The organism is Pseudarthrobacter sulfonivorans, assembly GCF_014712225.1.
In the GTDB taxonomy this organism is placed as follows: Bacteria; Actinomycetota; Actinomycetes; order Actinomycetales; family Micrococcaceae; genus Arthrobacter; species Arthrobacter sulfonivorans.
The window spans coordinates 67,644-92,373 of sequence record NZ_JACXBW010000005.1; the positions used below are offsets into that span (position 1 = coordinate 67,644).

Consider the following 24,730-nt stretch of genomic DNA (forward strand, 5'->3'; position numbering starts at 1 on the left):
TTCAGCGCTGTTCCCCGTCCCTCAAGGCTTTTACTTTTCCCAGGAAAGCCACCTCTGCCCGCAAGTGCTCGTTCTCGCGGCGCAACCGCTGCAGCTCTGACTCTGGCTGCGTCGGCGCCTTAGGTGGTGAGATCGGCCGGCCAGGTACTTTTGGGCGCAAGACATCTTCGCCGTCGTTGCGGTATATTCGCGCCCACTTCTTGATCAGATCCGGGGAGGACAGCTCAAGCTCCTTCGCCAAAGCCACTTGGCTCTCTCCGGCTTGGAACCGGCGGACCGCGGCGAGTTTGAACTCGAACGTGAACTTCCGGTGGGTTGATTTGGTCACTAGCGCAGTACCTCCGCGAACTCTCCACAGGTTATGGATGCGGATGACAGCTTTCGACCGGACCCCTAGGCTCGTCGCCGCTGACTTCGCGCCCCAACCCTTCTCGAACAACGCTATCGCGGCTTCGCGCTGTTCCTCAGATAACGAACTACTGTTCTGCATAAAACTGCTCCCCGAAAGTAAGGACTGATTTTCTCAGTCCAACTTTCGGGGAGCAGTTCAACACTGATGCGTAGCTACTACACAGACCTCGGCGCGTCAAGGTTTGTCAACAGTCAGAAGACAAAAAGCCGCTGACCTGCGGAAACACTGTGCCCGAGGTGGGACTCGAACCCACACACCTTTCGATACCGCATTTTGAGTGCGGCGCGTCTGCCAATTCCGCCACTCGGGCGCGGAATACGTGGTGCAAACCGGTACGCCCACAGCTGATTGTGAGCAACGCGATCGCTTCACGTACGCGGAATTACTCTACATGCAGATAGGCTAAATTCCAGAATCGCGCCGCTGAAGCCGCAACAGACCATGCAGTTCAAAGTACGGCCGCGGGCGCACCTAAAATGGTGATGTTCCCCCGTACCTTTCCAAGGAGATCCCGTGACTGAACCGACGGAGTCAAACCACACGTCCCAGCCGGCGCGCCGCGTCATAGTGGCCGAAGATGAAACCCTCATCCGGCTCGACATCATCGAGATCCTGCGCGGTGAAGGGTACGACGTCGTAGGCGAAGCAGACAACGGCGAGAAGGCCGTGCAGCTCGCCGAAGAACTCAAACCGGACCTCGTCCTGATGGACGTGAAAATGCCCGTCATGGACGGCATTACCGCGGCCGAGAAGATCGTCAAGGCCCGCATCGCCCCTGTGGTCCTGCTGACGGCGTTCAGCCAGAAGGAACTCGTGGAGCGCGCCCGCGACGCCGGCGCCATGGCCTACGTGGTCAAGCCCTTCACCCCCGCCGACCTCATCCCCGCCCTGGAGATTGCACTCTCCCGCCACGAGGAGATCAAGGCCCTCGAGAGCGAGGTCTCGGACCTGCAGGAGCAGTTCGCCACCCGCAAGCTCGTAGAGCGCGCCAAGAGCCTGCTGACCACCAAGATGGGCCTGACGGAGCCGGAAGCCTTCCGCTGGATCCAGAAGACCTCCATGGACCGCCGCCTCAGCATGCGCGAGGTCGCGGAGACCATCATCAACCAGGTCAACTAGCGGGCCTCGCCGGAACTTCGGCAAGCTCAAGCACCGGGCCTCAGCACAGGATTAAACGGAAGAACCCCTGCCAACCGGCAGGGGTTCTTCCGTTTAACTCGCTAGGACGTCGGCCAGGGGCCGAGCTTCTCCCTGGGAGCACCTTGGCTGCTGTCGCCAAGGCTGCCGGCGTCGGCGAAGTCGCCCACCCTGTGCGCCTTCAGGATGTTGGTGGAACCGGCCTTGCCGGGAGGGGAACCGGCGGCGATGACCACCAGGTCACCGTCCTTCACCAGCTTCATTTCCAGCAGGCTGCGGTCCACCTGGGCAGTCATTTCGTCCGTGTGGCCCACCATGGGGACCAGCACCGGCTGAATGCCCCAGGTCAGCGCCAACTGGTTCCAGACACGCTCCACCGGAGTAAACGCGAACACCGGCCTGATGGGACGCAGACGCGACAGCCGGCGTGCGGAATCACCGGACTGGGTGAAAGTACAGATGTACTTCGCTTCCAGCTGATCGGCGATTTCGACGGCGGCACGGGTGATGGCGCCGCCGCGGGTCTTGGGCTTGGTCCCCAGCGGGGGAACGCGCTCCAGGCCGTGCACCTCGGTGGATTCGATGATCCGGGCCATGACCTTGACGGTCTCGATCGGGTACTTGCCCACGCTGGTCTCGCCGGAGAGCATCACTGCGTCTGCACCGTCGAGGACGGCGTTGGCGCAGTCCGAGGCCTCCGCGCGGGTGGGGCGCGGGTTGTCGATCATGGATTCGAGGACCTGGGTGGCCACGATGACCGGCTTGGCCCAGCGGCGTGCCAGTTCGATGGCGCGCTTCTGCACGATCGGCACTTCCTCCAGCGGAAGTTCCACGCCCAGGTCGCCACGGGCCACCATGATGGCATCAAAAGCATCGATGATCTCGTGGAGCTGCTCCACGGCCTGCGGCTTCTCAATCTTGGCTATCACGGACACGCGGCGGCCTTCTTCGTCCATGATCTCGTGCACGCGCTTGATGTCCGATGCATCGCGAACGAACGACAGGGCAATCAGGTCAACACCGCGGCGCATCGCCCAGCGAAGATCGTCCTCATCCTTTTCACTCAGCGCGGGAACATTCACGGCAACACCGGGCAGGTTGATGCCCTTGTTGTTGGACACCATCCCGCCGACGGTCACCACCGTAACGACCTTGACGTCGTCCACCTCGGTCGCGCGCAGGGCGACCTTGCCGTCGTCGATCAGCAGGGCGTCGCCCACCTTGACGTCTTCGGTGAGGCTCTTGAGCGTGGTGGAGCAGATCTCCTTGGTGCCCGGCACATCCTCGGTGGTGATGGTGAAGACGTCACCCTCGGCGAGCTCATGCGGGCCGTCCACAAACCGGCCCAGACGGATCTTCGGGCCCTGCAGGTCAGCCATGATGGCCACCGGCTTGCCTAGCTGGGCCGCTGCCTTCCGGACGTTCTCGTAGGTGATGTCATGCACGGAATAGTCGCCGTGGCTCATGTTCATCCGGGCCACGTCCACGCCGGCTTCCAAAACCGCCAAGGTGTTCTCAAAGCTGGCAATTGCCGGGCCAAAAGTGGCCACAATCTTAGCGCGTCTCATATACCTACCCTAATAGTGTGCTGCATTGGTTAAGTCGTTGTGGAAGTGAATCCCCGGCGAACTGACCCCTATGTCAGAGAACTGCGATGGCACGGTCTGTCGGGGCCACCGGCGCCGGCAGGATGGTGCTTCCCATGAGGAACCTGTCCACCGCGGCAGCGCACGCACGGCCCTCGGCGATGGCCCACACAATAAGCGACTGCCCGCGGCCGGCGTCGCCCGCCACGAAGATTCCCTCAGTGTTGGTCATGTAGTAGCCGTCGCGGGACACGTTGCCGCGGCCGTCGAATTCGGCACTGACCTGCTCGGTGATCCCGGCGGGCTCGGCCCCGGTGAAGCCCAGGGACAGGAACACCAGGTCCGCGGGAATGATCCGCTCGGTGCCTGCCTTGGGGAGCCGCTTGCCGTCGACGAACTCGGTTTCGGCAACCTTCACGCCGGTGAGCTTGCCGTTCTCGCCCACGAACTCCACGGTGGAGGCGAGGTACGTGCGTTCGCCGCCCTCCTCGTGTGCGCTGGCCATTTCGAACAACGTGGGGAACGTAGGCCAGGGCTGGTGCCCGGCACGTTCGGCCGGCGGCTGCTTGCCGATGGCCAGGGTGGTCACCGAAGCGGCCCCGTGGCGGTGCGCGGTGCCGAGGCAGTCGGCTCCGGTGTCGCCGCCGCCCAGGATCACCACGTGCTTGCCCTTGGCATGGATCTGGTTCTCGACGGACTCCCCCGCGACTACGCGGTTGGCCGGCACGAGGTAATCCATGGCGTAGTGCACGCCGTCAAGGTCACGGCCCGGGATGGGCAGGTTACGGGGCACGGTGGCGCCGGTGGCAACCACCACGGCGTCATACCGGCGGCGCAGCTGCTCCCACGTCACGTCCGTACCCACGGCGACGCCGGTGCGGAAGCGGGTGCCTTCGGCCTTCATCTGCTCGATGCGGCGGTCAACCTGCTCCTTCTCCATTTTGAAGTCGGGGATGCCGTAGCGGAGGAGCCCGCCGATCTTGTCGTCACGTTCGTACACCGCCACCGTGTGGCCCACGCGGGTCAGCTGCTGCGCCACGGCCAGGCCGGCAGGGCCGGAGCCGACGACGGCAACGGTCTTTCCGGTCAGGCGCGTCGGGGGCAGCGGGTTGACCCAGCCGTTGTCCCAGGCCTCATCGGCGATCGAGACTTCAACCTGCTTGATGGTGACGGCAGGCTGGTTGATCCCCAGCACGCACGACGCTTCACAGGGCGCCGGGCACAGCCGCCCGGTCCACTCGGGGAAGTTGTTGGTGGCATGCAGCCGCTCAATCGCTTCCTCCCCCTTGTCGCGCCATGTGAGGTCGTTCCATTCAGGAATCAGGTTGCCCAGCGGGCAGCCCTGATGGCAGAACGGAACGCCGCAGTCCATGCAGCGGCCCGCCTGGGCCTTCAGGACGCCCTTTTCCTGGGCCTCATAGACTTCCTTCCAGTCCATGATGCGGACCGGAACAGGGCGGCGTGGCTGGGTTTCACGCTGGCGTACTTTTAGAAATCCGCGTGGGTCAGCCACCGGTTACCTCCAGGATTCGAGCCCATACTTCTTCGCCGTCGGGGTCAAGGCCCTCTTCGATGGCGTCAAGCCGGGTTTGCAGGACTGCCGCGTAATCGCGCGGCAGCACTTTGGTGATGCGGGCAGCAGTGTCGTCGAAGTTCTCCAGCAGCCGGGCAGCGTGCAGCGACTCCGTTTCCTCAACATGCTTCACCAGCAGGCCGTGGACAATGTCCCGGTCCTCGGCGTCGAGTTCCAAGAGCATGAGCTCGCCGGACTCCAAGGCGTCCTTGTTGACCCGCGTGGTCCGCAGGTCCAGCACGTACGCAGTACCGCCGGACATGCCGGCGCCGAAGTTGCGTCCGGTGCGGCCGATGATCAGCGTCTGACCGCCTGTCATGTACTCGCAGCCGTGGTCACCGATGCCTTCAACGACGGCGGTGGCGCCCGAGTTGCGGACCAGGAAGCGTTCGCCCACCTGGCCGCGCAGGAACATTTCGCCGCTGGTGGCGCCGTAGCCGATCACGTTGCCGGCAATGACGTTGGTTTCGGCCTTGAACACGTTGGTGCGGTCCGGCCGGACAATGATGCGTCCGCCGGAAAGCCCCTTGCCCACGTAGTCGTTCGAGTCGCCGAACAGGCGCAGCGTGATGCCGGCCGGCAGGAACGCGCCCAGCGACTGTCCGGCGGTGCCCGTCAGGGTGATATCGATGGTGTCCGGCGCCAGCACGTCGGTGCTGAACGTCTTGGTCACCGTGTGGCCGAGCATCGTGCCCACGGAACGGTCGGTGTTGATGACGTCCACGGCGATCTTCACCGGACTGCGGTCGGTCAAGGCCTCCGTGGCCATGGTGATCAGGCGCTGGTCGAAGTGCTTGTCCAGCTCGTGGTTCTGCGAGGTCATGTTGCGCAGCGGAGCGTCGTCGTCGAATTCCAGGCCGTGCAGGATCGGGTCCAGGTCCAGGCCGTCGGCCTTCCAGTGGTTGATCGCCTCGCGGGCATCCAGCACCTCGGCGTGGCCGATGGCCTCCTCGATGCTCCGGAAGCCGAGCTCCGCGAGGATCTCGCGGACTTCCTCGGCCAGGAACTCGAAGAAGTTGACCACGAACTCGGGCTTGCCGCTGAAACGGGCCCGCAGTTCCGGGTTTTGCGTCGCCACACCCACCGGGCAGGTGTCCAGGTGGCAGACGCGCATCATGATGCAGCCTTCCACCACGAGCGGAGCGGTGGCAAAGCCAAACTCCTCGCCGCCGAGCAGCGCGGCAATAACAACGTCGCGGCCGGTCTTGAGCTGGCCGTCAACCTGCACCACCACGCGGTCGCGCAGGCCGTTGAGCATCAGCGTCTGCTGGGTCTCGGCGAGTCCCAGCTCCCACGGCACACCCGCATGCTTCAGCGAGTTCAGCGGGGACGCGCCGGTGCCGCCGTCGTGTCCGGAGACAAGAACGACGTCGGCCTTCGCCTTCGTGACACCCGATGCCACAGTGCCGATCCCCACTTCGGAGACGAGCTTGACGTGCACGCGGGCCGAGGGATTGGCGCGCTTCGCATCATAGATGAGCTGCGCGAGGTCCTCGATGGAGTAGATGTCGTGGTGCGGGGGCGGTGAAATCAGCCCCACGCCGGGCGTTGAGTGACGCGTGCGGGCAACCCAGGGGTAGACCTTCTGCGCCATCAGCTGGCCGCCCTCGCCGGGCTTGGCACCCTGCGCCATCTTGATCTGGATGTCGTCGGCGTTGGTCAGGTACAGGCTGGTGACGCCGAACCGGCCCGAGGCGATCTGCTTGACCGCAGAACGGCGTTTGGGATCCAGCAGCCTGTCCACATCCTCGCCGCCTTCACCGGTGTTGGACTTTGCGCCCAGCTGGTTCATGGCAATGGCGAGGGTCTCGTGGGCTTCCTTCGAAATGGAACCGTAGCTCATGGCGCCGGTGGAGAACCGCTTCACGATGCTGGAGACAGGCTCCACTTCCTCCAGGGGAACCGCGGGACGCTCGTTCTTGAACTTGAGCAGCCCGCGCAGGGTCATCAGGTTCTCGGACTGGTCATCCACACCCTTGGTGTAGGACTTGAAAATGTCGTAGCGGCGCTCACGTGTGGCGTGCTGCAGCCGGAAGACAGTCTCCGGGTTGAAGAGGTGCGGTTCGCCGTCGCGGCGCCACTGATATTCGCCGCCGCCCAGCAGCGGGCGGTGGGGCTGCTCGATGCCGCCTTCCGGGTACGCCATCTGGTGCCGGGCCGAAACCTCGGCAGCGATGACGTCCAGGCCCACGCCGCCGAGCTGGGAGTGCGTGCCGGCGAAGAACTCGTCCACGAGCTCCTGTCCAAGGCCCAAGGCCTCGAACGTCTGCGCACCGGTGTACGAGGCCACGGTGGAGATGCCCATCTTGGACATGATCTTCAGGACGCCCTTGCCGAGGCCCTTGATGAGGTTGTAGACGCCGTCCTGCGGCGTAACCCCCACCACGTCGCCGGTGGAGATGAGCTGTTCCACGGATTCCATGGCCAGGTACGGGTTGACGGCGGACGCGCCGTAGCCGATCAGGACCGCGACGTGGTGCGTCTCGCGGACGTCGCCGGCCTCGACCACGAGGGCGGTCTTGGTGCGGTTGGCGCTGCGGAGCAGGTGGTGGTGCACGGCGCTGACCAGCAGCAGCGAAGGAATCGGCGCCCACTGGGCGTTCGAGTCGCGGTCCGAGAGGACAACATACTGGACGCCGCGGTTGATCGCACCGGAAACCTGCTCGCAGATTTCGGTGAGCCTGGCACGCAGTGCGGACTCGCCGCCTTCCGGGCGGTAAAGGCCACGGACCTTCATGGCTATGCGGTCGCCGTCGGGCGTTTCAATATTGGCGATCTTGGCGAGCTGGTCGTTGTTGATGACCGGGAACGGCAGCGAAACCTGCGGCTGCCGGACCTGCTTCGTGTCCAGCAGGTTGCCGTTGGGCCCGATGGCACAGGTCAGCGACGTGACCAGCTCTTCACGGATGGCGTCCAGCGGCGGGTTGGTGACCTGCGCGAAGGACTGCACAAAATAGTCAAACAGCAGCCGGGGACGCTTGGACAGCACTGCCACCGGGGTGTCGGAACCCATGGCACCCAGCGGTTCGGCACCGGTGCGGGCCATGGGGCCGAGCAGGATCTTCAGCTCTTCGGTGGTGTATCCGAAGGTCCGCTGACGGATGTTCACCGACGCAGCGGTGTGGACCACATGCTCGCGCTCGGGCAGGTCCTTGAGGTCGATCAGGTTGTCCTTGAGCCATGCAGCCCAAGGGTTCGCCGCGGCGACGTCGGCCTTGATCTCTTCGTCGTCAACGATGCGGCCGGCGTCGGTGTCCACCAGGAACATCTTGCCCGGGGAAACGCGGCCCTTCTTGACAACTTTGGAGGGTTCGACGTCGATCACGCCCACCTCGGAGGCGAAGATGACCAGGCCGTCCTCGGTGATCCAGTAGCGTCCGGGCCGCAGGCCGTTGCGGTCCAGGGTGGCACCCACCAGGTTGCCGTCAGTGAAGGACACGGCGGCGGGACCGTCCCACGGCTCCATGAGCAGTGAGTGGTATTCGTAGAACGCACGACGTGCGGGATCCATGGTGGCGTGGTTCTCCCAGGCCTCCGGGATCATCATCATGATGGAGTGCGTGATGGGCCGGCCGGAGAGCCAGAGCAGCTCGGCTACCTCGTCGAAGGACGCAGAGTCGGAGGCACCGGGCGTGCAGATGGGGTACAGCTCTTCCGGTGAATCCCCCAGCAGCGGGTTGGCGAGCTGGGACTGGCGGGCGCGCATCCAGTTCCGGTTGCCCTTGACGGTGTTGATCTCACCGTTGTGGGCGATGGTGCGGAACGGCTGGGCCAGCGGCCAGGACGGGAACGTGTTGGTGGAGAAGCGCGAGTGGACAATGGCCAGCTTGGTCTTGAAGCGCTTGTCGGAGAGGTCCGGGTAGAACGGCTCCAGCTGGGCAGTGGTCAGCATGCCCTTGTAGACGATGGTGCGGGAAGACAGGGACGGGAAGTAGACACCGAACTTGTTCTGGGCACGCTTGCGGATCCGCCAGGCCCGGGCGTCGAGCTCATTGTGGCTCAGCTGCTCGCCGGTTGCCGAGGCAAGGAAGGGCTGTGAGAAGTACGGCATGCAGGCGCGGGCCATGGCGCCTACCAGGTCGGCCACGATGGGCACTTCGCGCCAGCCCAGGACGGTGAGGCCCTCGTCGGCGGCGAGGCCTTCGATGCCTGCCTTGGCGGCATCGGCCTCGCGCTGCTCGGACGGCAGGAATGCGGTGCCCGCCACGTACTGCCCGGGCGCGGGAAGTTCGAATTCCGTGACCGCACGGAAGAATTCGTCCGGGATCTGCATCAGGAGGCCGGCACCGTCGCCGGTGCCCTCGTCTGCGCCCACGGCACCGCGGTGCTCGAGGTTGCGCAGGGCGGTCAGCGCGGCGTCGACAATGTCGTAGCCGGGCTCACCGCGGAGCGTGGCGATGATCGCAAGGCCACACGCGTCTTTTTCATTTTCCGGGTTGTATAGACCCCGGGCCTCCGGCAGCGCAGCGAAGCGCTTAAAGGGAGAGACGGGGCCGTCAGATCCTATTTTTTCGGACCAACGTGGGCTATGAAGATGGGTCATTGAAGACGTCCTTCCTCGAGATCGTACGTATGGAAGGGACACCGTTGGCCCCACTTCTGAGCGCCGGTGTGATGGGCACAACAAAGTGTTATTTACAGGAAATTGTAGGCCAGAGAGACCTGCTGAACGAACAGTTACGCAGGCCCCTGACCCGGGCTTGACCGGGCAGCAGCTATCTGCTGTCCGGGCGGGCCCTGTTTGCCACGACATTGTGGGTGTGGGAGCTTCGAGCCGTGACTCTGCTGCCCTGCCTTGCCGGCGGCCTACTTGCTTGTGCCAGCTTCCGGCGCGGATTCCGTAACCTTGTGGCCGGAATTTCCGGTCTCCGACGCCGCAGGGATGGACTTGTTGCCGTCCCTGGATGCCGGGTCCTCTTCCGTTGGGGTGGAAGAATGTCCGGATGCATTTTGGATAACAGGCAGATTATCACGCGATTCACTATCTGAGACAGATGTATCCGCATCGCGGACTGCCGGAGTCCCAGCGGTCACACGGTCACCATCCTTCGCGCTGGTTCGGTCCCCACCATCGGGCTCGCCCGTGACCTTGCCGTCGCCCTCGGCAGCCGGACCACGGCCGGCCAGATAAGGGGTGTCCGGTTCGGGCCGGCCTTTCCGCCCGAGCAGGACGAACACGATAAGCGCCGCGACAAAGACGAAAATACTGGTCCAGACATTGAGCCTGGTGGTGATGCCGAAGAGGTTGATCTGCTCCGCCTCGTCGATGCGCATCGCTTCGATCCACACCCGGCCCAGCGTGTAGTACATGGCGTAGAGCCAGAACAGCCGGGCACGGCGGAAGTGGAACCGGCGGTCCAGGGCGAGCAGGATCAGCACGCCCGCGATGTTCCACAGCGACTCATACAGGAACGTGGGGTGGAAGAGCGTATCCGCCGGCGTACCGGCGGGGAAGTTGGGGTTGTCCGCATCGATCTGCAGTCCCCAGGGCAGCGTCGTCGGCCCGCCGAAAAGCTCCTGGTTGAAGTAGTTCCCCCACCTGCCGATGGCCTGGGCCAAAAGCAGGCCCGGTGCCGCCGCGTCGAGGAACGACGTAAGCTTCACGCCGGCGCGTCGGCAGCCAATCCAGGCTCCCAGGACGCCCAGAACCACGGCACCCCAAATACCCAGTCCGCCGCGCTGGATCTGCGGGATCAGCCAAAGATCACCGGTGCCGTCGAAACCGGGGCCGAAGTACTGGTCCGGCGACGAGACCACATGGTAGAGACGGCCGCCGATGATGCCGAACGGGATCGCCCAGATGACGATGTCCCAGACGCTTCCTTCAGGCGCGCCGCGCCGGGCCCACCTGACGGAGGTCAGCCACAGGCCCGCGATGATCCCGGCCAGGATGCACAAAGCATAAGCGTGGATCCGCAGGGTCCCCCACGGCAGCGGGATGTCGAAGCCGGACCAATCCGGGCTGGGAATGCTCGCCGGCACCAGGGCGGCGGCCTGAAGGAGGATCTGCATCGTGGCTAGGCTACTTCCCTGGCGAGGCCGGCACTCAGGTCGCGGGTAAGGTCTGCGACGGCGGGGACACCGCCGTCGCGGATTGCGGCAACCAGCGCGGTGCCCACGATGACGCCGTCAGCGTAGGCGGCGATCTCGCGGACATGTCCGGCGTTGGAGACGCCGAGCCCCACGCAGACGCGCTCGGCCCCGGCAGCGTGGGTGTCGGCAACGAGTTGCTCAGCGCTGCTGCTGACATCCTGGCGGGTGCCCGTGACGCCCATGATGGACACGGCGTACACAAAGCCCCGGCTTGCCTTCACGGTCATGGCCAGGCGCTCGGGGGTGGACGAAGGGGCCACGAGGAACACCCGGTCCAGTCCGTACTTATCCGAAGCGGCGAACCATTCGGATGCCTCGTCCGGGATAAGGTCCGGCGTGATGAGCCCCGCTCCCCCGGCCTCGGCCAGCCGGCGGGAAAACTCGTCCACACCCATCCGGAGCACAGGGTTCCAGTAGGTCATGACCAGCACGGCCACATCCGTGGCTGCGGTGATCCCGGCCACGACGTCGAACACGCTCTCCACGCGGAATCCGTTGGCAATGGCCTCGGTGGTGGCCGCCTGGATGACGGGACCGTCCATGACCGGATCCGAATACGGAATGCCGATTTCAATCAGGTCGGCGCCGTTCTTCGCCATGGCAATGCCGGCGTCGATGGTGGCCTGGACGTCGGGGTATCCTGCCGGCAGGTAGCAGACCAGGGCTGAGCGCCCGGCATCGCGGGCGCGGTCGATGGCGGCGGCGGACTTGCTGGCCGTCAGTTCAGTCATCAGTGGTCCTCGTTGTTGTCAGCGGCCTTGGTGTCTGCGACGGCTTTGTCGCTAACGGCGGCGGGAGCGCCGGTGGCGGGGACGGCTTCAGTTTCTGCCCGGTCGGAAGGGCCCTTGGGTTTGCGGGTCGAAAGGTTCGTACCCTTGACCTTGCCCTCCTCGTCCAGCATGTCGAACCACTCCGCGGCGGTCTCCACGTCCTTGTCTCCGCGGCCGGAGAGGTTGACGATGATGACCGTTTCGGAAGGGTCGGCGCTGCCTTCGGTCAGGCGCTTGCCCACCTTGATGGCGCCGGCGAGGGCATGGGAGGACTCGATGGCGGGAATGATGCCCTCGGTCCGGCACAGCAGCTTGAACGCGTCCATGGCCTCGCTGTCCGTGATGGGCTCATAGGTGACCCGCCCGATGTCGGCCAGGTAGGCGTGTTCCGGGCCGACGCCCGGGTAGTCCAGGCCGGCAGAGATGGAATGGGACTCGATGGTCTGCCCGTCGTCGTCCTGCATGAGGTAGGAGCGTGCACCGTGGAGCACGCCGGGCTTGCCCAGCGTGATGGTGGCAGCGTGGCGCCCGGTCTCGACGCCGTCGCCGCCGGCCTCGAAGCCGTAGATCTTGACGCCGGGGTCATCCAGGAAGCCGTGGAAGATGCCGATCGCGTTGGACCCGCCGCCGATGCAGGCAACGACGGCGTCGGGCAGTTTGCCGGTCTGCTCCAGGATCTGGGCACGGGCTTCCTCGCCGATGACCTCGTGGAAGAAGCGGACCATGGCGGGGAACGGATGCGCACCGGCCGCCGTGCCCAGGAGGTAGTGGGTGGTGTCAACGTTGCTGACCCAGTCCCGGAGGGCGTCGTTGATGGCGTCCTTCAGCGTCTGGGACCCGTTGGTTACCGGCACCACCGTGGCGCCCAGCAGCTGCATCCGGGCGACGTTCAGCGCCTGGCGGCGGCAGTCCTCGGCACCCATGTAGACGACGCATTCGAGGCCGAGCAGTGCGGCGGCGGTGGCGCTGGCCACGCCGTGCTGCCCTGCACCGGTCTCTGCGATGACACGGGTCTTGCCCATGCGCTTGGCCAGCAGGGCCTGCCCCAGCACGTTGTTGATCTTGTGCGAGCCGGTGTGGTTCAGGTCCTCACGCTTGAGGAAGATCCGGGCCCCGCCGGCGTGCTCGGAGAACCTCTTGGCCTCGGTCAGCAGGGACGGGCGGCCGGAATAGTTCTTGTTCAGCTCCGCGATCTGGGCCAGGAACTCAGGATCGGCCTTGGCCTTTTCGAAGGTGTCCTCAAGCTCGTCCAGGGCGGCGATCAGCGATTCGGGCATCCAGCGTCCGCCGTAACCGCCAAAGTAGGGACCCGGGGCGTGCTTCAGTGAGCCGCCCTGCAGGAATGCCTCCGCGGCGTTGTTGTCAGCGTTCTCTGAGGCTTCAGCCATCGGTCCCGTCCTGTTCAAGTTGATCGTTCAGAAGTGTTGTGCCGCCGGCACCGGTGCCGGCGGTTGCCAGGGGCTAGGCCCGTGCGGCGATGGCGGCAGCGCCGGCAGCGGTGAACTCGGCGATCCGCTCCCGCGGAGTTGAATCGCTCACCAGGGCTTCGCCCACCAGGATCGCGTTTGCGCCGCTCGCGGCGTAATGCGACACGTCGTCCACACCGCGCACGCCGGATTCGGCGATGACCAGCGCTTCGCTGGGGACCAGGCCGGCGAGGGACGCGAAAACGGAACGGTCGACGTCGAGCGTTTTGAGGTTGCGGACGTTGACGCCGATGATGCGCGCCTCCGCCGCCACGGCACGTTCAATTTCGGCTTCCGTGTGCGTCTCCACCAGGACATTCATGCCCAGTTCCCGGCTGAGGGCACTGAATTCCTGCAGCTCGCCGTCCGAGAGCGCCGCCACGATGAGCAGGATCAGGTCCGCGCCGTGGGCACGGGCTTCCCAGATCTGGTATTCGTCGAGCGTGAAGTCCTTGCGGAGCAGCGGAATATCCACGCGGGCGCGGACGGCATCCAGGTCTGCGAGGTTGCCCTTGAAGCGCCGCTGTTCAGTGAGGACACTGATCACGGCGGCACCGCCGTCGGCATACTGGGCCGCGAGTGAAGCCGGATCCACAATGGTGGCGAGGTCCCCCTTCGAGGGACTGCGGCGCTTGATTTCGGCGATCACCTTGAGCTGGTCGCGCGGCGCGTCCGGGCCTCCAAGGGCTGCCCACGCATCACGCGCCGGTGCGGCCATGACGGCCAAATCCTTCAGTTCCGCAAGGGAAACCAGGCGCTTCCTGGCTTCCATATCCTCCCTGACACCGGCATTGATGTCATCGAGAACAGTAGCCATCAGTGGCCGGTGTTCTTCAGCTTGCTGCCTTCGACGCCGTAGCCTGCCTTGCGCATGATGAAGCCCAGGATCAGGCCCAGGACCATTACGCATGCGCCCGCGATGAAGATGGGGGTGTTGGCGATGACAAAGGCGATCGCCGCGATGAGCGCGCCCACCAGCATGACAATCACGCAGGTCCACGCGGCGGGGCTGTTGCCGTGGCCCAGTTCCTGGCTGTGGTCAACGCCGTGGTGCACGGCAGATGCCGGGGCGGTTTTGGACGCGGGTGCGGGTGCTTTGCTCATGTGAATCTCCTCAGGATCAATACTGCTTACATTCTGCCATTTTTTGGCCGCAACCTGCCCATCGGCGGGCGGGGCCGCGGTTCGGGCGGCCTGTTCCGGTCACTGCCGGCGAAGCTCAGGTGGGATCGTCGCCGCGCGAGAGCCTGTCCCAGCTGTCGATCTCGTCCACCGGCCCGGCGGCCGCGGCGGAACTTCCTGCCCCGGCACCAGAGCTGGCCGCGTCGTATTTGGTGCGGGACTTCCAGTACCGGCCCGCCGGGACGATCAGCAGGGCGCCCAGCGCCAGCAGGCTTCCGACGACGACGGCGAGCACCGGGAAAGCGGTCGCCCCGGCTCCCGCGCTGCCTCCGGAGACCCCGGTGGTGGCAGCAATGGAGCCCTGCGCTGCGGCCAGCGGATCAGCCAGCACCGTGGCGGCAGCGGCGATGATGCCGGCCGCGGCGAGGACCACGATGACGGTGATGACCCACCGTGCGATCTTCCCGGCAATGGACGCGGCCAGCCCCCCGGCCAGTGCCACCAGTGCCAGCGCGGTCACTGCGGTGGCTGCCTTACTGCCCTGGACCGCGAGGGTGTTCTGGCCCCCCACCGCCTGGCCGGCCTGGTCCGGGTCGAGGGTGACCGTGATCCAGGTTTGGGTGGTGGTGCCGAAGACTGCCAGGGCCAGCACGGCGATCAGCAGGACCAGCGTGGATTTTCGGGCCCAGACCGGCGTCATTCGCGGGCCTTTCCCGGTTCGGGCAGTGACTCTGCGGTAATGTTGCGCAGCGATCCGGCCGTGTGCACCGCACGGAGGGGGGCGGCGGCCTTGTTCACGGTTTCGATCGCTTCGGTGGGGTTCACCGAATCGGCCACGATGCCGCCGCCGGCCTGGACGTAGGCCCGGCCTTCACGGAGCAGGGCAGAGCGGATGGCGATGGCCATGTCCATGTCGCCGGCGAAGTCCAGGTAGCCGACCACGCCGCCATAGATCCCGCGCCGGTGCGGCTCCAGCTGGTCCAGCAGCCGCAGGGCCCGGGGCTTCGGGGCACCCGAGAGCGTACCGGCCGGGAAGGTTGCCTTGAGGACGTCGTAGGCCTTGGCCTCGGGCGACAGTGTCCCCACCACGGTGGACACCAGATGCATGATGTGGCTGAACCGCTCCACCTCCATGAACTGGGTGACGTCCACCGTGCCGGCCACGCAGACCTTGGACAGGTCGTTGCGGGACAGGTCCACCAGCATCAGGTGCTCGGCGCGTTCCTTCTGGTCGGCCAGGAGTTCCTCGGCCAGGGCCTTGTCGCCTTCAACCGTCTTGCCGCGGGGCCGGGATCCGGCGATCGGGTGCGTAATGACTTCATCACCGGTCACGGTCACCAGGGCCTCCGGCGAGGACCCGACGATGGTGTACTCCCGGCCGTCGGCGTCTTCGAGGCTGAAAAGGTACATGTAGGGGCTGGGGTTGGTGTTGCGCAGGACCCGGTACACGTCCAGGGGTGAGGCTCCGCACTCCATTTCGAAGCGGCGGGAAATCACCACCTGGAAGACTTCACCGTCCACGATGGCTTCCTTGCCCCGGTCCAGCGCCTCCAGGTAAGCCGGTTCGGCCCAGCGCTCCTGCACGCTGGAGGCGAAGTCCAGGGCAGCGGGTTCCAGGACGGAGACGGGCTGCGCCACAGGTGTGCTGACCTTGGTGAGGAGGGCTTTCACCCGGGCCACGGCGTCGTGCCAGGCCTCGTCCACGCGCTCGGAGCTGTTGTCGAAGTTGATGGCGTTGGCGATGAGCAGCACGCTGCCGTCGTGGTTGTCATGGACGGCCATGTCCGTGACCAGGTTCAGTGCCAGCTCGGGAAGGTGGAGGTCGTCTTCGGGCGGGCTGGTGAGGCGCTCCCAGTGCCGGACGGTTTCCCAGCCGAGGAAGCCGACCAGGCCGGACGTGAACGGCGGCAGCCCCTCGAACCTGCTGGTCCGCAGCGCTTCGATGGTGTCGCGGATGGCGTCCACCGGGTTGCCGTCCAGGGGCACGCCTGCAGGGGGCTGGCCGAGCCAGTGGGCCTCGCCGTCCTTCGTGGTCAGCGTGGCCCGGGACTTGGCGCCGATGAAGGAGTACCGCGACCACGTGCCGCCCACCGCAGCGGACTCCATCAGGAACGTTCCCGGCTGGCCATTGGCCAGCTTGCGGTACAGGCCGATGGGCGTCTCAGCATCCGCCAACACCTTCAGCGTGACAGGGATGACCCGGCTGGTGCCGGCGAGTTCGCGGAACTCCTTGAGGCCCGGGCTGATGATTCCAAGGTCCTGCATGGCTATGCTTTTCCGCCTGTTCTTGTGTGCCGCCGCGGGCGGCGTCAGTCTTTATGCTGGCAAAAGTATGAAGCCTGCGGCGGGTTCCGCCCCAGGATGTGGGTCAGAGGGCCGAGCCTGCCTGGACGTCAAGTCCACGCCCGTCGAAGCAGGTCCGGGTGCCGGTGTGGCAGGCCGCGCCGACCTGGTCGACCCTGACCAGCAGGGCATCGCCGTCGCAGTCCATGGCCACGGATTTGACCCACTGGACGTGGCCCGAGGTGTCCCCCTTGCGCCAGTATTCCTGGCGGGAGCGGGAGTAGAACGTGACCCGGCCGCTGGTCATGGTGCGGTGCAGCGCCTCATCATCCATCCACCCCAGCATCAGCACCTCGTTGGTGTCGAATTGCTGGACCACGGCAGCAACGAGGCCGGCGCCGTCACGCTTGAGCGCGGCAGCCACGGCCGGCGGAAGCGGGCCGGCGGCGGGGGCCGGGACAGGTACGGGGGCGGGGGCGGGCTGCTCAGACATCAGGTCAAGTCTAGTGCCTGATCAGAGGGGCCTGAATATTCCCCGAGCGGCATACACATCGTGTGTTACCAACGGCACCCGTGCCATGGCGGTTCCGCTGCCCAACTTCCGCGCTCTCGTGCTAGTTTCACAGGTGATGCGTTACGTTGCCCCGTCCCGAGAAGTCCTCGCCGAAACCCTCCTGGCGGCCGGCCCTGATGCCCCCACCCTCTGCCGAGGCTGGCGCACCAGGGACCTTGCCGCGCACCTTTACCTGCGCGAACGCAAGGCTGCCGTGGGTCTGGGCCTCATCATCAAGAGCCTGTCCAAGGCCTCCGACAAAGCCACCGCCAAGCTCGCCGCCAAGCTGAAGACCTCGGACGACTACACGGGCCTCGTCAACACTTTCCGCGGCGGGCCGCCTGCCCTGTCGCCCATGAAGATCAAGGCCCTGGACGAGAGTTCCAACCTGATCGAATACTTCGTCCACACGGAGGACATCCGCCGGGCCGTTGACCGGTGGGCTCCGCGGGCCCTGGACGAGGCTTACTCGGACGCCCTGTGGGACGAACTCATCAAACGGGCGGCCATCCTGTACCGCGGCGTGGACCTTGGCATTGTGCTGGTGCGCCCCTCCGGCCCCCGGCACGTAGCCAAGCGCGCACCTGTTTCAGTGGCGATCGTCGGCGAGCCCGGTGAACTGCTGATGCACGCCCACGGCCGCACCCGCCATGCCCTCGTCACATTCGAAGGCCAGCCCGACGCCGTCGCCCTTCTCCAATCAGCCGAAGTCGGGCTCTAACTAAGCAACGCGAGGCCACCTTACGCCCGAAAACCTTCGTTTTTTGGGCGTGAAGTGACCTCGCGTTGTGGTTAAGCGGGTGGGGACTAGCGGACTTCGAAGCCTGCCTCGCGGATGGCCTGCTTGACCTGGGCCATCATGTTGTCCGGGCCCCAGTGGAAGATCGAGGCGGCCAGCACGGCGTCAGCGCCGGCGGCCACGGCGGGCGGGAAGTGGGCCGGCTCCCCGGCTCCGCCTGAGGCGATGATGGGCACCTTCACGGCGGCCCGCACCAGCTTGATGAGCTCGAGGTCGAAGCCGTCCTTGGTGCCGTCGGCGTCGATGGAGTTGAGCAGGATTTCGCCGATGCCGCGGTCGGCGGCTTCCCTGGCCCATTTGATGGCGTCGATGCCGGTGCCGGTGCGTCCGCCGTGGGTGGTTACTTCAAAGCCCGACGGCGTTGGCTCGGATCCCGGACGGCTCCGGCGGGCGTCGACGGACAGGACAAGCACCTGCGAACCGAAGTGCCTACTGATTTCGTTGATGACGTCCGGCCGGGCCACGGCTGCGGTGTTGATGGACGCTTTGTCCGCGCCGTATCGCAGGAGCTTGTCCACTTCGGCGACGCCGCGGACCCCCCCGCCCACGGTCAGCGGGATGAAGACTTCCTCGGCGGTTCGCCGGACCACGTCGAACGTGGTCTCGCGGTTGCCCGAAGATGCAGTGACGTCCAGGAACGTGAGCTCGTCCGCGCCCGCGTTGTCATAGCGGTGGGCCAGCTCCACAGGGTCGCCGGCGTCGCGGAGCCCCTCGAAGTTGATGCCTTTCACAACGCGTCCGGCGTCGACATCGAGGCACGGGATGACTCGAACTGCTACAGCCATGGGTACTCCTGGAATTCTCGGGTGGGTTCCGCGGCACTGCGCGGCGAAAGGCTCAGATGCGGCAGGCGTGGATGCTGCTGACCAGGATGGCGCGGGCGCCGAGGTCGTAGAGCTCATCCATGATGCGGTTGGTTTCCTTTTTCGGGACCATGGACCGCACGGCCACCCACTCCGAGTCACGCAGCGGCGAGACGGTGGGCGATTCGAGGCCGGGCGTCAGGGCTGCAGCCTGTTCCACCAGTTCCTTGCGGATGTCGTAGTCCATCAGGACGTACTGCCGAGCCACCAGGACGCCCTGCAGGCGGCGGATGAGTACTTCGATCTCCTTGGCAGTGCCGTTCGCGGCACCGCCCTTTCCGGTGCGGCGGATCAGGACGGCCTCGGACTTGAGGATCGGATCGCCGAAGATCTCCATGCCGGCGGCCTTGAGCGTATTGCCCGTTTCGACGACGTCGGCAATGGCGTCCGCGACGCCCAGGCGCACGGAGGATTCAACGGCGCCGTCGAGCCGGACCACTGTGGCGTTGACGCCCCGCTCGGCGAGGTAGCCGCGCAGCAGCACGTCGTAACTGGTGGCGAGGCGCTTGCCTTCAAGCTCTTCGACTGCCGTGAAGTCCCCTACCGGTCCGGCGAAGCGGAACGTGGAGGCCGCAAAGCCCAAAGGCAGCAGTTCATCCGCTTCCACCTCAGCGTCCAGCAGGAGGTCGCGGCCGGTGATGCCGACGTCGAGGGTTCCGCGGCCGACGTAGACGGCGATGTCGCGCGGGCGGAGGAAGAAGAACTCAATGCCGTTGTCCGGGTCCATCATGACCAGTTCGCGGGTGTCGCGGCGCTGGCGGTAGCCGGCTTCGGACAGCATGGCTGAGGCGGCTTCGGACAGGGAGCCCTTGTTGGGGACGGCTACTCGCAGCATGGGGGGTCTTTCTTGTTGAAGGTCTATTGATCAGGCAAACGGGCCACGGAGGGCACGGGCGGACCGGGAAGTCCGCACGGTGCGCAGTGGCTACAGATGCTTGTAGACGTCTTCCAGGGTCAGGCCTTTGGCGAGCATCAGAACCTGCAGGTGGTAGAGCAGCTGGGAAATTTCCTCGGCCGTTGCCTCATCGGATTCGTACTCAGCGGCCATCCATACTTCGGCTGCTTCCTCCACGACTTTCTTACCGATGCCGTGGACTCCGGACTCCAATTCAGCGACGGTGCGGGAGCCTGCCGGACGGGTGGCTGCCTTTTCACTCAGTTCAGCGAACAGCGTCTCGAAATTCTTCACGCCCTACAGCCTACTTGCTGCGGGCGTGACGGCGCCTGTCGGGCCGACGCATGACGGGCGCGATGTGAGGGAACACACACGCGCCCGCCGGCTGCTATATGTCGAACTGCTACTTGTACTGCTTGAGGAGAACGGCCGTGGCCAGGGCCGCCGTCACTGCTTCATGGCCCTTGTCCTCGCTGGAGCCGGGCAGGCCCGCACGGTCCAGGCCCTGCTGCTCCGTATCGCAGGTCAGCACGCCGAAGCCCACCGGCACTCCGGTGGAGACGCTCACATCAGTAAGTCCCGACGTCGCCGCCTGGCAGACGTACTCGAAGTGCGGCGTGCCGCCGCGGATCACGACGCCGAGGGCAACCACTGCGTCAAAGTGCGGCGCCAGCCGCGCGGCAGCGACCGGAAGCTCGAAGGCTCCCGGAACCCGCAGGACGGTGGGTTCGCTGATGCCTGCGTCCTTGGCGGCACGCAAGGCACCGTCCAGGAGTCCGTCCATGATCTGCGTGTGCCAGCTGGCGGCCACGATGGCAAGCCTCAGTTGGGACGTTTCCGCCGGGTTCAGGGTAGTGAGGTCGATATCTGGTGCGCCGTGTCCACTCATGCGTGTATCTGGTCCGTTCAGTCTTGTTCGAGGGCGAAAGTGTCAGCAGCGGCGCCGGGCACCGTTGCAACGTGGGTGTCCAGCGTCAGCCGGTGCTCCATGCGGTCCTTTTTGGTCTGCAGGTAGCGGATGTTCTGGTCGCGGGAGGGGACCTCGGTGGGCACCATCTCCACCACCTTCACGCCGGCCTTGGCAAGCCGGTTTTGTTTGTCGGGGTTGTTGCTCAGGAGCCGGACTTCGTGCAGGCCCATCTCCGCCAGGATCTGGGCGGCAGCCTTGTAGCAGCGGGCGTCCACAGGCAGCCCGAGCTGCTCGTTGGCCTCCACCGTGTCAAAGCCGGCTTCCTGGAGGGCATAAGCCTTGATCTTGTTGGCCAGGCCGATCCCCCGGCCTTCCTGTCCGCGCAGGTACAGCAGCGTGCCGCCGAACTCGTTGATGAGCTCCAGGGCATAGGCCAACTGTTCGCCGCAGTCACAACGGTAGGAACCGAAGACGTCGCCGGTCAGGCACTCTGAATGGAGCCTGACCAGGGGCGCAACGCCGTCCTTGGGAGGATGGGGGGAGCTCACGGCGAGGTGCTCGGCGCCCGTGACCAGGTCCGTCCATGCCTGCGTAACGAAGTCGCCAAAGGCGGTGGGCAGCTGCACGATAGGGCCGGCGCTCACCGGGTGGTGGGCATGGCCGTTGCTGGCTGCCCCGCGGTGGTGGCCGTTGTTGTGGCTGTCGTCCGAAATTCCGGAAACCGTCATCGTTACTCCTCTACTCCGCCCGGGCGCCCAGCCCGGTGTTACTGTCGGCGGGAACCGCGGCCCCCGCTTCAAGGTAAGCCACCAAGTCCTCAATCGAGATCAAGGGGCACCCGTGTTCGGCAGCGAATGCGCGCAGCCCGTCGAGCCGCATCATTTCACCGTCGTCGTACACAACCTCGGCGATCACGCCCACCGGCTCCAGTCCGGCAAGCCGGCAGAGCTCCACGGCCGCTTCGGTGTGGCCGGGGCGTTCACGCACTCCCCCTTTAACGGCGCGGAGTGGAAAAATATGCCCCGGGCGGGTCACGGCGGCCGGGCCGGCACCGGGATCTGCCAGCACGCGCGCGGTCAGCGCACGGTCCGTGGCGGAAATTCCGGTGCTGACGCCCACTGCCGCGTCGCAGGAAACCGTGTAGGCCGTACCCTTCGCGTCCTGGTTCACGGCCACCATGGGAGGCAGCCCCAGGGCGTCTGCGCGCTCCCCGGTCAGCGGGACGCAGATGACACCGGAGCTGTACCGGATGGTCCAGCCCATCAGGGCCGGCGTGGCATGCTGGGCCGCGAAGATGATGTCACCTTCGTTTTCGCGGTCCTCGTTATCCACCACCAGGACGGGCAGGCCGGCGGCCATGGTGCGGACGGCATCTTCCACGAGGTCAAGCCCCTTGGCTGTGTCGGGGTGCGGCGTCGCCTTCGCGGCGCGCTCGAGGCGGGCTGTAGCGTTCATCGGGTTCCTCCGTTTGCTGCGCCGGTGCTGAATGCCAGCAGCCGTTCGGTGTACTTGGCAAGCACATCCACTTCCAGGTTGACGCGGCTGCCGGTGCTCTTGGCTCCCAGCCCGGTGTCCGCGAGGGTGGTGGGGATCAGCCCCACTTCGAACCAGGGTTCGGTTTCCGCCGCCGGGCTGACCGCCGTGACGGTGAGCGAAACGCCGTCGATCGCAATGGAGCCCTTTTCCGCGATATAGCGGGCAAGGTTGGCCGGCACGGCGAAGCGGAGGCGTTCCCAGTTGCCCACGGCTTCGCGTTCGACCAAGTGCCCGACGCCGTCCACATGGCCTTGGACAACGTGGCCGTCCAGCCGCCCGCCGGCCGGGACGCAGCGCTCCAGGTTGACCGAATCACCGGCGGCGAGCTCGCCGATAGTGCTGCGCACCAGGGTTTCGCCCATGACGTCAACGCTGAAGTCCCTGCCATCAATTTCGGTGGCAGTCAGGCATACGCCGTTCACGGCGATGGACCCGCCGAGGGCAAGTCCGTCCGTGGTGCCCGGCGCATGCAGCCGGAGCGTTGCGCTGGTGTCGCCGTCACGCTCCACGGACAGCACCTGTCCTTGTTCGGCAATAATTCCGGTAAACATCAGTAGCCTCCCATGGCTGGTTCCGCGGCAGTGCGGGGTGGTTGTGGTTCCAAAGCTTCAAGTGGTTCCGGACGGAGGTGCAGCCTCAGGTCGCGTCCCAGCGTCAGCACCGCGCCGCCGTCGGACGGGTCCCATTCCCAGTGCCGGGCGTCTGCGAGCGTCGTGATGCCCAAGCCGTTCAGGGCCGGTGTTCCGGAGCCCAGCAGGGTGGGCGCGAGGTAGACAATGAGTTCATCCACGAACCCGGCGGCAAGGAAGGAGCTGAGGATACGCGAGCCGCCTTCCACCATGACGTGGCGGATTCCTGCCGCGTAGAGCAGCGACAAGGCCTCCTGGGGATCGCGCGTGGGCAGGTGGAGCACGTGGCCGTCGTCGCCGCGGACTGCGGCATCGGCAGGGATCTCCCGCAGTCCCATCACGGCGCGCAGCGGCTGTTTGCCGGTCTCCGCACCTGACGCGTCACGCGCGGTCAGGCGCGGGTTGTCCACCAGCACCGTCTGGGTACCCACCAGAATGGCGTCGATCCGCCCCCGCAGGCCGTGGTTGTCCGCGAGCGATTCCGGGGACGAAATCCATTGGCTGGTTCCGTCCTCCGCCGCGATCCGGCTGTCCAAAGTCTGGGCGATGTGCAGGGTCACGAAGGGCCGTTGGGCGGCTACGGCCAGGAACCATTGGCGGTTCAGCTCGAAGGACTCGACGGCGGCAAGCCCGCTGCGGACCTTGACGCCGGCGTTCCGCAGTGTGGCTGCGCCGCCCGCGGCAGGGTCATGGGGGTCGTCCACGGCATACACCACGTCTTTGATCCCTGCGGCGATGATCGCCTGCGTGCAGGGTCCCGTCCTGCCGCTATGGTCACAGGGTTCCAGCGTGATCACCATCGTGCAGCCCGTCAGGTCCAGCCCGGACGCCTCCGCCTGGTTGATCGCGTCCGCTTCGGCGTGGGGGGTCCCGGCGCCGCGGTGGTACCCGGTCACCAAGCGCCGGCCTTCGGCATCGATCACGACGGCGCCCACCAGCGGGTTCGCTCCGCGCGGCCCGCGCAGGGCTGCTTCGAGAGCTGCGTCCATGGCGGCGGTCTCCGCGGCGCTGAACGCCGTCACGGTGCTCCCGGTCATAGGGCGGTCACCATTGTGGCGTTTTCGGCGTCCCGTCCACGGGACAGCCTGGCTTCAAAGAGCCATCGCATGGGGTTCATCTGTGTGTCGTTCCTTCCCTCTAGAACCGCGATGGCTCCGGGGGTATACGACAGCAGAAGGCCGCGGCGTCGCTATGACGCCGCAGATACAGCTGTACGTGCTTCTCTCATCCAGACTTTAACTGTCGGTACCGGAATTTCACCAGTTCAACCGTCCGCCGGTTCCCTCCCTGGTAGGGGAAAGCGCCGGCTCGCGGGTCGCGGACTATCACCGCCGGTTCGGACTTACACCGACCCCGGAGCACGTATTGTGTGTTGCTATTGTGCCATAACTGCTAAGGGGTCAAGACTATTCCCCGGACCCGCTGCGTAACTTAAGGCTGCCAGCCTCGCGCAGCCGACCGATGGCTGCGGCAGGGTCTGCGGCGCCGTAGACGGCCGAGCCGGCCACAAACACGTTGGCCCCCGCGTCGGCGGCCCGGAGGATGGTTTCCTCGGTGATGCCGCCGTCGACCTGAAGGGCAACCTCCAGCCCGGAGCCGTCGATGGCTGCGCGGGCGCGGCGGATCTTGGGGAGGGTCAGGTCCAGGAACGCCTGGCCACCGAAACCCGGCTCCACGGTCATGATCAGGAGCATGTCCAGTTCTTCCAGCATGTCCAGGTACGGTTCCACGGCCGTGGCCGGACGCAGTGCCATGCCGGCTTTGGAACCACGGGCCCGCAGTTCCCTGGCAAGCTTGACCGGCGCAATGGATGCCTCGGCGTGGAAGGTCACCGACGCCAGTCCTGCGTCGGCGAAGCCGGGCGCCCAGCGGTCCGCGTCGGAGATCATCAGGTGGGCATCCAGCGGGACCGGGCTGACTGCCTGGATGCGCTGGACCACGGGCAGCCCGAGGGTGAGGTTGGGGACAAAGTGATTGTCCATGACGTCCACGTGGACGGCGTCTGCGTTGCTGATCCGCTGCAGTTCGGCTTCGAGGTTGACGAAGTCGGCGGACAGAATGCTCGGGTTGATGCAGCACTGCGGCATGGGTGAACCTTTCACG

General features: G+C 65.8%; 23 protein-coding genes, 1 tRNA gene and 1 riboswitch. Of the genes, 2 read left to right on the top strand and 22 right to left on the bottom strand.

The window, feature by feature from the left end; genetic code table 11:
- Nucleotide 1: 1 nt before the first annotated feature.
- Both IAQ70_RS08140 and IAQ70_RS08145 read right to left on the bottom strand, forming a co-directional pair.
- Complete coding sequence (locus IAQ70_RS08140; RefSeq protein ID WP_190988814.1) at nt 2-328, bottom strand: helix-turn-helix domain-containing protein; 327 nt, start codon at nt 326-328, stop codon at nt 2-4.
- Between the two features lie 312 nt (nt 329-640).
- Nucleotides 641-722 (bottom strand) — tRNA-Leu (locus tag IAQ70_RS08145).
- Nucleotides 723-925: 203 nt separating this feature from the next.
- Between IAQ70_RS08145 and IAQ70_RS08150 the strand changes: the two genes are divergently transcribed.
- Nucleotides 926-1,531 carry an ANTAR domain-containing response regulator gene (locus IAQ70_RS08150; protein ID WP_190988815.1) on the top strand — a complete coding sequence of 202 codons (606 nt, stop codon included), beginning with the start codon at nt 926-928 and terminating at the stop codon, nt 1,529-1,531.
- 101 nt (nt 1,532-1,632) lie between these two features.
- Here the strand turns inward: IAQ70_RS08150 and pyk are convergent, their stop codons facing one another.
- The 11 genes from pyk to hisI form a co-directional block, all read right to left on the bottom strand.
- Entirely contained in the window at nt 1,633-3,117 is a 1,485-nt protein-coding gene (pyk, locus tag IAQ70_RS08155; protein ID WP_190988816.1) for a pyruvate kinase, read from the bottom strand.
- Between the two features lie 73 nt (nt 3,118-3,190).
- The gene (locus IAQ70_RS08160) at nt 3,191-4,648 is read right to left on the bottom strand and encodes a glutamate synthase subunit beta (RefSeq protein WP_190988817.1); all 1,458 of its coding nucleotides are present in this window, start codon (nt 4,646-4,648) and stop codon (nt 3,191-3,193) included.
- Nucleotides 4,641-9,251, bottom strand: coding sequence for a glutamate synthase large subunit (gene gltB / locus IAQ70_RS08165; RefSeq protein ID WP_190988818.1), 4,611 nt, complete (start codon nt 9,249-9,251; stop codon nt 4,641-4,643). Before gltB ends, IAQ70_RS08160 begins: the two co-directional genes overlap by 8 nt.
- Nucleotides 9,252-9,514: 263 nt before the next feature.
- Nucleotides 9,515-10,720 (bottom strand): prolipoprotein diacylglyceryl transferase, encoded by a 1,206-nt coding sequence (gene lgt / locus IAQ70_RS08170; RefSeq protein ID WP_190988819.1) that lies wholly within the window; start codon nt 10,718-10,720, stop codon nt 9,515-9,517.
- A gap of 5 nt (nt 10,721-10,725) precedes the next feature.
- Nucleotides 10,726-11,532: a tryptophan synthase subunit alpha gene (gene trpA, locus IAQ70_RS08175; RefSeq protein WP_190988820.1), complete on the bottom strand. Its 807-nt coding sequence runs from the start codon at nt 11,530-11,532 to the stop codon at nt 10,726-10,728.
- Nucleotides 11,532-12,959: a tryptophan synthase subunit beta gene (trpB, locus tag IAQ70_RS08180; protein ID WP_190988821.1), complete on the bottom strand. Its 1,428-nt coding sequence runs from the start codon at nt 12,957-12,959 to the stop codon at nt 11,532-11,534. The genes trpA and trpB overlap by 1 nt, the downstream gene beginning before the upstream one ends.
- A gap of 73 nt (nt 12,960-13,032) precedes the next feature.
- Nucleotides 13,033-13,854 (bottom strand): indole-3-glycerol phosphate synthase TrpC, encoded by an 822-nt coding sequence (gene trpC, locus IAQ70_RS08185; protein WP_190988822.1) that lies wholly within the window; start codon nt 13,852-13,854, stop codon nt 13,033-13,035.
- Complete coding sequence (locus IAQ70_RS08190; protein ID WP_190988823.1) at nt 13,854-14,141, bottom strand: HGxxPAAW family protein; 288 nt, start codon at nt 14,139-14,141, stop codon at nt 13,854-13,856. Before IAQ70_RS08190 ends, trpC begins: the two co-directional genes overlap by 1 nt.
- Before the next feature lie 115 nt (nt 14,142-14,256).
- A complete protein-coding gene (locus IAQ70_RS08195) occupies nt 14,257-14,859 on the bottom strand; it encodes a Trp biosynthesis-associated membrane protein (protein ID WP_190988824.1) in 603 nt (200 codons plus the stop codon).
- Nucleotides 14,856-16,424: an anthranilate synthase component I gene (locus IAQ70_RS08200; protein WP_190988825.1), complete on the bottom strand. Its 1,569-nt coding sequence runs from the start codon at nt 16,422-16,424 to the stop codon at nt 14,856-14,858. Before IAQ70_RS08200 ends, IAQ70_RS08195 begins: the two co-directional genes overlap by 4 nt.
- A gap of 103 nt (nt 16,425-16,527) precedes the next feature.
- Nucleotides 16,528-16,935, bottom strand: a complete 408-nt coding sequence (gene hisI / locus IAQ70_RS08205) for a phosphoribosyl-AMP cyclohydrolase (RefSeq protein ID WP_190988826.1) — start codon at nt 16,933-16,935, stop codon at nt 16,528-16,530.
- A gap of 136 nt (nt 16,936-17,071) precedes the next feature.
- Here hisI and IAQ70_RS08210 point away from each other — a divergent pair, with 136 nt between their 5' ends.
- Complete coding sequence (locus IAQ70_RS08210) at nt 17,072-17,716, top strand: TIGR03085 family metal-binding protein (RefSeq protein ID WP_190988827.1); 645 nt, start codon at nt 17,072-17,074, stop codon at nt 17,714-17,716.
- Nucleotides 17,717-17,802: 86 nt separating this feature from the next.
- On the opposite strand, the gene hisF is transcribed toward IAQ70_RS08210, so the two are convergent.
- From hisF to rpe, 9 genes are all read right to left on the bottom strand, one after another.
- The gene (hisF, locus tag IAQ70_RS08215) at nt 17,803-18,579 is read right to left on the bottom strand and encodes an imidazole glycerol phosphate synthase subunit HisF (protein ID WP_190988828.1); all 777 of its coding nucleotides are present in this window, start codon (nt 18,577-18,579) and stop codon (nt 17,803-17,805) included.
- Between the two features lie 52 nt (nt 18,580-18,631).
- Nucleotides 18,632-19,492 (bottom strand): ATP phosphoribosyltransferase, encoded by an 861-nt coding sequence (gene hisG / locus IAQ70_RS08220; RefSeq protein WP_190988829.1) that lies wholly within the window; start codon nt 19,490-19,492, stop codon nt 18,632-18,634.
- A gap of 90 nt (nt 19,493-19,582) precedes the next feature.
- Entirely contained in the window at nt 19,583-19,846 is a 264-nt protein-coding gene (locus IAQ70_RS08225) for a phosphoribosyl-ATP diphosphatase (RefSeq protein ID WP_056345618.1), read from the bottom strand.
- 109 nt (nt 19,847-19,955) lie between these two features.
- On the bottom strand, nt 19,956-20,441 hold the full coding sequence (ribH, locus tag IAQ70_RS08230) for a 6,7-dimethyl-8-ribityllumazine synthase (protein ID WP_160670188.1): 486 nt from the start codon (nt 20,439-20,441) through the stop codon (nt 19,956-19,958).
- Between the two features lie 17 nt (nt 20,442-20,458).
- Nucleotides 20,459-21,190, bottom strand: coding sequence for a GTP cyclohydrolase II (ribA, locus tag IAQ70_RS08235; RefSeq protein ID WP_190988830.1), 732 nt, complete (start codon nt 21,188-21,190; stop codon nt 20,459-20,461).
- 10 nt (nt 21,191-21,200) lie between these two features.
- Nucleotides 21,201-21,917, bottom strand: a complete 717-nt coding sequence (gene ribB / locus IAQ70_RS08240) for a 3,4-dihydroxy-2-butanone-4-phosphate synthase (RefSeq protein ID WP_190988831.1) — start codon at nt 21,915-21,917, stop codon at nt 21,201-21,203.
- Nucleotides 21,914-22,549, bottom strand: coding sequence for a riboflavin synthase (locus IAQ70_RS08245; protein ID WP_190988832.1), 636 nt, complete (start codon nt 22,547-22,549; stop codon nt 21,914-21,916). Before IAQ70_RS08245 ends, ribB begins: the two co-directional genes overlap by 4 nt.
- A complete protein-coding gene (gene ribD / locus IAQ70_RS08250) occupies nt 22,549-23,664 on the bottom strand; it encodes a bifunctional diaminohydroxyphosphoribosylaminopyrimidine deaminase/5-amino-6-(5-phosphoribosylamino)uracil reductase RibD (protein WP_190988833.1) in 1,116 nt (371 codons plus the stop codon). The genes IAQ70_RS08245 and ribD overlap by 1 nt, the downstream gene beginning before the upstream one ends.
- 174 nt (nt 23,665-23,838) lie before the next feature.
- Nucleotides 23,839-23,993: riboswitch (FMN riboswitch) on the bottom strand.
- Between the two features lie 40 nt (nt 23,994-24,033).
- The gene (rpe, locus tag IAQ70_RS08255) at nt 24,034-24,714 is read right to left on the bottom strand and encodes a ribulose-phosphate 3-epimerase (RefSeq protein WP_190988989.1); all 681 of its coding nucleotides are present in this window, start codon (nt 24,712-24,714) and stop codon (nt 24,034-24,036) included.
- Between the last annotated feature and the right edge of the window lie 16 nt (nt 24,715-24,730).

Coding starts and splice junctions, on each gene's coding strand:
- lgt (WP_190988819.1), bottom strand. CDS start 10,720: ATGCAGATCCTCCTTCAGGCCGCCGCCCTGGTGCCGGCGAGCATTCCC.
- IAQ70_RS08200 (WP_190988825.1), bottom strand. CDS start 16,424: ATGCAGGACCTTGGAATCATCAGCCCGGGCCTCAAGGAGTTCCGCGAA.
- gltB (WP_190988818.1), bottom strand. CDS start 9,251: ATGACCCATCTTCATAGCCCACGTTGGTCCGAAAAAATAGGATCTGAC.
- IAQ70_RS08195 (WP_190988824.1), bottom strand. CDS start 14,859: ATGACGCCGGTCTGGGCCCGAAAATCCACGCTGGTCCTGCTGATCGCC.
- trpB (WP_190988821.1), bottom strand. CDS start 12,959: ATGGCTGAAGCCTCAGAGAACGCTGACAACAACGCCGCGGAGGCATTC.
- pyk (WP_190988816.1), bottom strand. CDS start 3,117: ATGAGACGCGCTAAGATTGTGGCCACTTTTGGCCCGGCAATTGCCAGC.
- rpe (WP_190988989.1), bottom strand. CDS start 24,714: ATGCCGCAGTGCTGCATCAACCCGAGCATTCTGTCCGCCGACTTCGTC.
- trpC (WP_190988822.1), bottom strand. CDS start 13,854: ATGGCTACTGTTCTCGATGACATCAATGCCGGTGTCAGGGAGGATATG.
- hisG (WP_190988829.1), bottom strand. CDS start 19,492: ATGCTGCGAGTAGCCGTCCCCAACAAGGGCTCCCTGTCCGAAGCCGCC.
- IAQ70_RS08245 (WP_190988832.1), bottom strand. CDS start 22,549: ATGTTTACCGGAATTATTGCCGAACAAGGACAGGTGCTGTCCGTGGAG.
- trpA (WP_190988820.1), bottom strand. CDS start 11,532: ATGACTGAACTGACGGCCAGCAAGTCCGCCGCCGCCATCGACCGCGCC.
- ribA (WP_190988830.1), bottom strand. CDS start 21,190: ATGACGGTTTCCGGAATTTCGGACGACAGCCACAACAACGGCCACCAC.
- ribH (WP_160670188.1), bottom strand. CDS start 20,441: ATGAGTGGACACGGCGCACCAGATATCGACCTCACTACCCTGAACCCG.
- hisF (WP_190988828.1), bottom strand. CDS start 18,579: ATGGCTGTAGCAGTTCGAGTCATCCCGTGCCTCGATGTCGACGCCGGA.
- ribB (WP_190988831.1), bottom strand. CDS start 21,917: ATGAACGCTACAGCCCGCCTCGAGCGCGCCGCGAAGGCGACGCCGCAC.
- IAQ70_RS08190 (WP_190988823.1), bottom strand. CDS start 14,141: ATGAGCAAAGCACCCGCACCCGCGTCCAAAACCGCCCCGGCATCTGCC.
- ribD (WP_190988833.1), bottom strand. CDS start 23,664: ATGACCGGGAGCACCGTGACGGCGTTCAGCGCCGCGGAGACCGCCGCC.
- hisI (WP_190988826.1), bottom strand. CDS start 16,935: ATGTCTGAGCAGCCCGCCCCCGCCCCCGTACCTGTCCCGGCCCCCGCC.
- IAQ70_RS08210 (WP_190988827.1), top strand. CDS start 17,072: ATGCGTTACGTTGCCCCGTCCCGAGAAGTCCTCGCCGAAACCCTCCTG.